General features: G+C 71.7%; 5 protein-coding genes and 1 pseudogene. 5 read left to right on the plus strand and 1 reads right to left on the minus strand.

Annotated features, from left to right (window positions below):
- Positions 1-8 precede the first annotated feature (8 nt).
- From P3T41_RS09840 to P3T41_RS09860, 5 genes are all read left to right on the plus strand, one after another.
- A complete protein-coding gene (locus tag P3T41_RS09840; protein ID WP_280689257.1) occupies positions 9-3,077 on the plus strand; it encodes a condensation domain-containing protein in 3,069 nt (1,022 codons plus the stop codon).
- A 6-nt stretch (positions 3,078-3,083) separates the two neighbouring features.
- Positions 3,084-3,971, plus strand: coding sequence for a TIGR03621 family F420-dependent LLM class oxidoreductase (locus P3T41_RS09845; protein WP_280689258.1), 888 nt, complete (start codon positions 3,084-3,086; stop codon positions 3,969-3,971).
- Between the two features lie 106 nt (positions 3,972-4,077).
- Positions 4,078-5,055: an aldo/keto reductase gene (locus P3T41_RS09850; RefSeq protein WP_280689259.1), complete on the plus strand. Its 978-nt coding sequence runs from the start codon at positions 4,078-4,080 to the stop codon at positions 5,053-5,055.
- Positions 5,056-5,693: 638 nt separating this feature from the next.
- Positions 5,694-6,410 (plus strand): hypothetical protein, encoded by a 717-nt coding sequence (locus P3T41_RS09855; RefSeq protein ID WP_280689260.1) that lies wholly within the window; start codon positions 5,694-5,696, stop codon positions 6,408-6,410.
- A 71-nt stretch (positions 6,411-6,481) separates the two neighbouring features.
- Positions 6,482-7,024: a hypothetical protein gene (locus P3T41_RS09860; RefSeq protein WP_280689261.1), complete on the plus strand. Its 543-nt coding sequence runs from the start codon at positions 6,482-6,484 to the stop codon at positions 7,022-7,024.
- Between the two features lie 923 nt (positions 7,025-7,947).
- Here the strand turns inward: P3T41_RS09860 and P3T41_RS09865 are convergent.
- Positions 7,948-8,688 (minus strand): annotated as a pseudogene (locus P3T41_RS09865) (transcriptional regulator); the annotation flags it as partial.

Genomic DNA, 8,688 nt, shown 5'->3' on the forward strand with positions numbered 1-8,688 from the left:
AGGACCTGATGGACCAGTCCGTGTCGACCCCGCAACTTCCCCCGACCCAGTTGCCCCCGACCCAGCTCCCCCTGTCGGTCACCCAGGAGGCGATGTGGGTGACCTGGCAGCTCGACCCCGCCAAGTGGGAGCACGTCATCCCGCTCGCCCTGGTGGTCGACGGCACGTTGGAGCTGCCGCGCCTGCGCGGCGCCGTCGCCCAACTGATGCGCCGCCACCCCGCGTTGCGGGCTCGGGTGGCGCGCGGCGCCGACGGGATGTGCCTGGACTGGTCCGGCACCACCGAGGAGACCGTGCCGGTCACCGTGCGCGAGGTGGACGGCTCCCGCACGGCGGCCCTGGCGGCGGCCCGCGTCCCGTTCGACCTGGACGCGGGCCCGCTGAGCCGGGTCGAGCTGCTGACCGGCCGCGACTGGACCGTACTGGTGATCACGGTGCACCACATCACGCTGGACGGCGCCTCGATCCCCGTCCTGCTGGACGACCTACGCCGGGCCTACGGGGGCGAGGAGTTGGCGCCACCGGATGACCTCACGCCGCTGATCGAGTACGCCCGGCGCTCGCGGGAGGCGGCCGAAGGAGAGAGCGGCGAGCCGCTGCGGGCGTACTGGCGCGAGGCGCTGGCCGAGCTGCCGCCGGCCCGGCCGCTGCCCGCCGCCGACGGGACCGCCGACGACAGGACCGGCGCCGACGACGCGGGTGCCGACGACTCAGCTGCCGACGACGCGCGGCCCTTCACCGTGGACCCGGAGTTGGCCCGACGGGTGCGCGACCGGGCCAAGGAGTTGGGGCACTCCTACTTCACCGTGATGCTCGGCGCGCTCTTCGTCACGCTGCACCACCACACCGGCAGCGCCGACCTGATCATCTCCGCTCCCTACCACGGCCGTTCGGACAAGGCGCTGGACGGACGGGTCGGCTTCTTCGTCAACGTGCTGCCGTTCCGCCAGCGCATCCGCCCGTCGGACAGCTTCGCGGACCTGCTGCGCGAGCTGCACTCGACGGTCCGCGCCGGCCTGCGCCACGGCGGCCTGCCGCTCCCCAGCATCCTGCGCGCCGCGAACCTGCTGGGCCCCGGCGGCCGCCGCCAGACCCACCAGGTGGTCCTGGAGTACTGGAACACCAGCGCCGAAGTCGGCCTCGACGTCTACCACTTCGAACTCGTCGGCGAGCACTCGCGCTGCTCGCTGCACTACCTCGACTCGACGGACATCGCCGACTACCGGTTCATGGTGCAGCTGAACGAGGGCAGCAACGGCAGCCGGATGCTCTGGAAGGACGCGACCGGCTCGGTCGGGCGCGCCACCACCAACGCGCTGGCGCGCGACTTCCTGGCCGTGCTCGCCGACTTCGCGGCCGACCCGCACCGCACCCTGGCCGAGGCCACCGCCTTGCTGCCCGCCGTCACCCACCGCTCGAACCCGGAGACGGAGGCGGCGGCGCCCGAGCCCGCGGTGGACCAGGCATCCGTCTCGGCGAAGACGATCGCGGAGGTCGGGGCGATCTGGACCGAGGTACTGCGGGTCCCGGACCTGCTGCCCGAGGACTCGTTCTTCGAGCTGGGCGGCCACTCGCTGATCGCCGCCACGCTGCTGGCCCGGATCAACGAGCGGCTGGGCGTGGCGCTCACGGTCCGCGAGCTGTTCGGCCACCCCAGGCTCGTCGACATCGCCGAACTCGTGGACCGGCAGCGCACCGCCCCGGCGGCGGTGCCGGCGACCCCGTCCCAGGTCCAGGACGCCGAGTGGGGCGAGGTCTTCCCGGCCGCCGGCTTCCAGGAGGGCATCTGGCTGGCCGAACGCCTGGACCCGAGCCACGCGAGGTACCACATCCCGCTCTCCTGGCGCGTGCACGGGGAGTTGGACCCGGCCCGGCTGCGCGCCGCGCTCGCCCTGCTGGTCGCCCGGCACGAGATCCTGCGCACCCGCTTCGTCGACCACGACGGCCGGCTCTTCCAGGAGGTCGGCCCGGCCTGGGAGCCCGAGTTGGCGCAGGCGGCGCTGACCGCCGCGGCCGCCGCCGACCCGCACCGGTGGCTGCGCGGCTGGTCCGACACCGCCGCCGAGGGCTTCGCGCCCGCCGACGGACGGCTGCTGGCGGCGGGCCTGTTCACGCTGCCCTCCGGCGAGCAACTGCTCGCCCTGTGCGTCCACCACCTGGTGCTCGACGGCGAGTCGGTGCCGCTCCTGCTGAGCGAGCTGGCCCGCTGCCACCAGCAGGCGGGCGGCGACCCGGCCGAACTCCCGCAGCTGCCGCAGCCGCGCCAGTACCGGGAGTTGGTGCACGCCCAGCAGGTCGGCGCGGGCCAGGTGCGGGCCACCGCGGACCTCGGGTACTGGTCCGCCCGGCTGGCCGGCGCCCCCAGCACCCTCGGGCCGGCCACCATCGCCGGCCTCGCCCCCGGCAGCACCGCCCTGCCGCTCGCGGCCGACCTGACCCGGCGGCTGCGCCCGGTCCAGCAGCGCTGGCAGGCCTCGCAGTTCATGGTCACCGCGGCGGCCCTGGCCGCGGCCCTGCACCGCTGGTCGGGCGAAGCCGACCTCACCTTCGGTGTGCCGGTGGCGAACCGGGCGGGCGGCGCTTTCGACGAGGTCCTCGGTCCGTCCCTCAACACCGTGGTACTGCGCTCGCGTTGCACCCCCGGGACGACTCTCGCCGACCTGCTGCGCGCGACTCGCGAGAGCGTGATCGAGGCCTTCGAGCACCAGAGCGCGCCCTTCGACGAGGTGGTCCGCACGCTGCGCCCCCCGCGTACCTCCGGCCGTACCCCCTACGTCGACTGCATGCTCAACAGCGTCAGCACCACCCGCTGGGCCGGCACCCTCGGGGCGGCCCGGCTGGCCTCACTCGATCACGACCTGCCGGACGAGGCGACCAACAAGTTCGGGCTCACCGTGACCTTCACGGCGCGCGAGGACGCGCTGCACGGCACCCTCGCCTACCGGGGCGGCTTCCTCGACGCCGGCGCGGCAGGGAAGTTGGCCGGTGACCTGGCCGACCTGCTGAACCGCTTCCAGGAGCTGAGCGACCTACCAGTCCTCGCCCTCGACCCGACCCAGACCACCGAAACGAGCTGAACTCCCATGCGAAACTTCCGCTTCGGCGTCAACCTGGTCCCCACCGGGGGGCGCCGGCAGTGGTCGGAGAGCTGCCGCAGCGCCGAACGCCTCGGCTACCAGGTGATCGCGGTCCCCGACCACCTCGGCGTGCAGTCCCCGTTCCTCGCCGTGGTCGCCGCGGCCGCCGCCACCGAGCGGATCCGGCTGACCACCTTCGTCCTCAACAGCGGCTTCTGGAACCCGGTCCTGCTGGCCCGCGACCTGCTGACCGCGCACGAGCTGACCGACGGCCGGGTGGAGGCCGGGCTCGGCACCGGCTACGTCCGAGCCGAGTTCGAGACCGCCGGCCTGGACTGGGGCACCGCCGGCAGTCGGGTCGGCCGGCTCTCCGATGCCGCCGCCGCCCTGCGCGGCCTGCTGACCGACCCGCGCGCCCTCGGCTTCGCCCGGCCGACCCAGGCACCACCGCTGCTGATCGGCGGCAACGGCGACCGGGTCCTGCGGCTGGCCGCCCGGCAGGCGGACATCGTCTCCTTCGCCGGCGCCGTCCTCGCGCCCGGCTCGGCCCGCGGCACCCTGCAACTCATCGACGCCGAGGCGATGGACGAGCGGGTGTCGTTCTTCACCGCCGAGGCCGGCCCGCGCGCGGCGGCGGTGGAGCGCAACATCATGGTCCAGACGGTGCTGATCACCGAGGACCGCCGCGCCGCCGCCCAGGCCATGCGGCGCCGCCTCCCCTATCTCACGGCGGAGCAGCTCCTGGAGGTCCCCACCCTGCTGGTCGGCACACCCGCCGAGATCGCCGACACCCTGCTGACCCGCCGGGAGCGCTACGGCATCTCCTACGTGTGCATCCAGGAACGGGACATGACGGCGTTCGCTCCGGTCGTCGAGCTGCTGGCTGGCCGCTGAGCTCGCACCATCGTCACCGTGAGTTTCGGCTTATACTCATGATGTGACGACGACTCAGGTTCGGTCGGCGGCCGCCCGAAGCACCAACCTCCGGAGGGAAGAGCACATGCGCACCACCACACTGGGTACCAAGGGCCCGCAGGTCGGCGTCCTCGGCCTGGGCTGCATGGGCATGAGCTTCGCCTACGACATGGCGGCCCCGCGCGACGACGACACGGCCATCGCGGTGCTCCGCCAGGCCCTGGACCTCGGCATGACGCTGATCGACACCGCCGACGTCTACGGGCCCTTCGCCAACGAGGAGTTGGTCGGCCGCGCGCTGGCCGGCGGCCACCGGGAGCGCGCGGTGCTGGCCACCAAGGTCGGCCTGGTCGTCACCGACCCGACCGGCGGCCCCGACAACTCCCCGCTCTTCGGCAACAACGGGCGCCCCGAGCACATCCGCACCTCGATCGACGCGAGCCTGCGCCGGCTGGGCACCGACCACGTGGACCTCTACCAGTTGCACCGGGTGGACCCGCAGGTTCCGGTCGAGGAGACCTTCGGCGCGATGGCCGAGGCCGTGGCAGCCGGCAAGGCCCGGCATCTCGGCCTGTCCGAGGCGACGGTGGATGAGATCCGGCGGGCCCAGTCGGTGCACCCGGTGGCCTCGGTGCAGTCCGAGTTCTCGCTCTGGACCCGCGACGTGCAGGCCGAGGTGCTGCCGTACTGCCAGGACCAGGGCATCGCCCTACTGCCCTGGTCCCCACTGGGCCAGGGCATCCTGACCGGCCGCTTCGCCTCCTTCGACGAGCTGCCCGAGGACGACTTCCGCCGCCGCCTGCCGCGGTTCCAGCAGGACGTCCTGCGGGACAACCTGGCCATCGTCGCCCAGGTCCGGACGCTCGCCGAGCGCCTGGGCGCCACCCCGGCGCAGGTCGCACTCGCCTGGCTGATGGCACAAGGCCCGCAGGTGATCCCGATCCCCGGGACCAAGACCCCGAAGTACCTGACCGACAACGCCGGCGCGGGCGACCTGGAGCTGAGCGCGACCGACCTCGCCGAGCTCGACGCCCTGCCCACGCCGCACGGCGGGCGGTTCTGACCTGACGCCACGGCAGTTGAGGACGCAGCCGGCACGACGGGCCCGTAGCAAGCACTCACGACTGCTACGGGCCCGGCTGGCTTCTGAATGGTCGTCAACAACCTCGGCTACTCCAGCGGGAGTTCTCCTTCTGCCCTGGTCGGCGGGCTGGGAGTGGGGAGCGTAGCGGGGACGCTGCAGGGGCGGGGTGACGTTCGCGTGGAGGTCGCACGAACAAGTGGCCCCACGTATCCGTCGGCAGATCGTCGAGCACAGCGGTGGGCTCTCCACGGCGCTGTCTCTACATGCGCTGCGGTGAGTCGTGGGTGGGACGTCCTCCTCAAAGCCGTCCCAGCCATGCGCCGGCCTCGTTTCACTCCCCGCCATCAGGCCACATGGAGCAGTCCCACTGGAGCAGTAACTTGGGAACTGCTGGCGACAACCCAACTATCCGTGCCAGTAATCAGGTTGCTAGCTCCCAGGTCGTTCCCCTGCTCAGTCGGGGGCTACCGGAATCGGCCCCTCCTCGGGCGTGTTCACGCCATCCGCAGCGTACGCCTGGTGAGCGACTGTCGAGCAGACGTAGCGTCAATCCCCTGCCGTCACACCAGGCGCACACTGCGCTGGGGGGATGTCGCGGCACACACAGGGGGGCACAGGTGCTCGAGCAGACAGCGATTGCCGTCACGATGTTCACGCTCACAGTTGCGGGGCCGACCGTCGCGAATGCCGCACCGCAACAGACCAACACCACCGCGCAGGCCGTCCACGGGACCGGCGTGCCGTCGGGCGACACGATCAAGGAGGCACTCGCGTCCGGTAAGAAGGTCCGCATCGACGCCGGGATGAAGTACAGCAAGTTCGACTCGGCCGTGGCCGACAGGAACGGCTACAGGATCCTGACCGCGCCGAACGGCGTTCAGTACTCGGTGAAGAAGGACGCCACCGCCACGCAGCTCGACGCCGCGCTGAAGAAGGCCGAGGCGGTCAAGCCGACACCTGCTGCCGAGGGTTCCGTAGTACCGAACGTCTCCACCGAGTTGTGGGGAGACTGCGGCGGGGCCTTCCTGGAGTTCGACCCGTGGGGCGGCGGCACCGTTGCCGGCGACCTGTACACCGGCTTCACAATGACCGAAAGCGCCACCAACTACTTCAGCTGGGACGTCACCCTCGTGGACCCAGGCGGCGTGAGCAACCAGGAGTGGCCCCCGGAGAGGATCGGGACCACCAACGGCTGGAGTGACCACCGCGCATTGCGGCACCTGTCCGCGGGAGCTGCCTACTCGGAGATCAACCCCACCTACTCCTGGGCTCTACTGGTAGACGGCGGCACCTGCACGGCGGGTCCCGCCACCGTGCACTACACAATCAGCTAGCAGGACAGACAGACTGGCAGGGCCGGGAGTTCGTGACTCCCGGCCCTGTCCCAGCTCTACCGGAGGCACCTATGTACCGAAGCACCGGCCGACCGCTGCCCTCACCCGACGAGGGAGGCGACGAGGGTCAACTGCGGCGCTTCGGAAAGCCCGTGGCGTTCCTGCCCGACCCGCCGGCCGCCTGGACGCGCACCCTGGGGCAGGGCGGCGCCGACGGGTACCCGTGGTCGCTGGACGTGAAGTACCAGGCACGCCGCGTTCCACAGGTCATCGTGCGCACGATCCGGGAACTGCCCGAGACGGTGCGGGTACGGCCCCTGGATGACCTCGCCTCCCCCCTCGCGGTGTTCCTCAACGAGCGGGCAGTCCAGGACGGCGAGGCGCCACTCGCCCGCCACCAGCGGCTGCCCGACCTGGTGCGGGAGTGCCGGGCCGTCGAGGAGAGTCCGGCGGTGCTGTCGGTGGACGGGCACGAGGCGGAGGCCATCGAGATCAGGCTGAGCGGGTGCTTCGCCGTCCGGGCTCGCCTGGCGGAGGTGACCGTCATCGTGTGCGGCGAGGACAACTACCGCAGCAGCGAAGTCGTCCTACGGGTCGCGCAACGGGAAGTCTGACGTTCCGCTCTGCGGTTGGACGATCTCCGTCTACGCCGCGAGGGCGTAACCTTGCAGCTGCCAGCAGTGGAAAGTGCGTTGAGGCGGCACCCAACTTTCCCGGCGCGGTCCCGGTCCGTGACTCCAAGGACCCCAGCGGCGGCGCCCTGCTCCGTGTACGTCACGTGCTGCTCTCCTCCGTTGCGGTAGTTGCGGCATCGGTTCGGCGCGCCGATCGGATGGTGAGGTGGCGCCGGCCGCTGCCGGGGCACGCGATGGTGTGGACGTTGGGCGTGGTGCTGCGGCACTCACACGGGCCGTGAGCGCCGTGCCGGCGCCAGCGGGCCGCCCGGTGTAGCCGGGAAGGGCGATCGTCGCGCTGACGACCTTGCCGGCGCCGTCCGGGCGCCAGCTCCACGCGATCGTCTCGGCGTCGACCACCGCGAGTCCTCGGCCGGCAGTGCCGTCCGCGTAGGGGTCGCGCGGCCTGGGAGGCTTCGGCGAGCCGTCGGCGACCAGGACGGCGAGGTCCGGCATCACCTGCGTGCCGCAGGGCGTTCGTGACCAGTTCGGCGATGACACAGCGGATCGCGGCGGCGGTCTCCTCCGGCAGCTCCTCGGGGCACCAGGCGCGGGCGGCAGCGACTGCGCGCCGGCGGGATGCGGCGACGGCCGCCATGTCGCCGGGCTGAACGGTCCAGGATTCCTCGCGGACCGGCCACGGGGAGGCGTCAGTCGGGGTGGTCATCTGCGGCCCCCGGTGGGGTGCCTTTGGTCCTTCATGAGGCGTGCGAGGAACGCGACGCGGGTCGCGGCGGCGCGTTGATGACTGGTCATCAGCATGCGCCTACTGTTGCCCGCCCGCCACGATCGGTGAACGGATGGGGCGTATCACTTCCGGAAGTCGTACCGCAGCCGAGTGATACGCCCCATATCACTCTCCGTCAGCTGATGATCACAGAAGTCCCGAGGATGCTCGACAGCTTCCGCAGCTTGGCCGTGGTCGCGCTGCCCGCGCTCGCCTTCTGCGCGACCACCCCGGGCAGTGCCTGGTGCCGGGCCCAACCGGGCGCACCCGAACACACGTCAAGGAGTGTGTCCAAGGCGGTGTCGCCCTGCCGGGTGTCGGCCTGCGCGAGGGCGACGTCCAGCATCATCCGGTTGCGGGCCGACGGAGTGAGGCCGGACAGGTCACCCATCGAGTCGAACAGCCCGAGCGCCTTGGCGGGACGCCCGGTGGAAACGGTGATGCCGATGGCCTGCGCGGTGACCGTGGTCGGCCCGAACGCCGTGCCGTTCACGGTCACGTCCCGGCCCATCCGGGCCGCGACCGCATGCCCTTGTGACAACAGGTCGTCGGCGCCGTCCACGTTCCCCTGACGGGCTGCGACGACGGCCGCGAAGGTGACGTGCCACCCGTAGGTGGCCAACAACCCCAGGTCACGATCCCCGTAGCGGGGTTCGATGTTCTCGTACGATGCCCGCGCGGTCTGTTCGGCCTGGTCGAGCCGGGCATCGCGCAGATAGATCCACGACCGCCCCGAGGCGACCATGGCGGCGCGGATCGTGTCGCCGGCGCTTTCGGCCTGGTGAAGTTCCCCCCTGATCTTGGACAGCGGGTGCTTACGCTGCAGGGGTGAAGTCGTGCCGGAGCCTGGCTCGGGTTTCGAGTGGGGTGAGGTACC

The organism is Kitasatospora sp. GAS204B (assembly GCF_029892155.1).
Lineage (GTDB): Bacteria > Actinomycetota > Actinomycetes > Streptomycetales > Streptomycetaceae > Kitasatospora.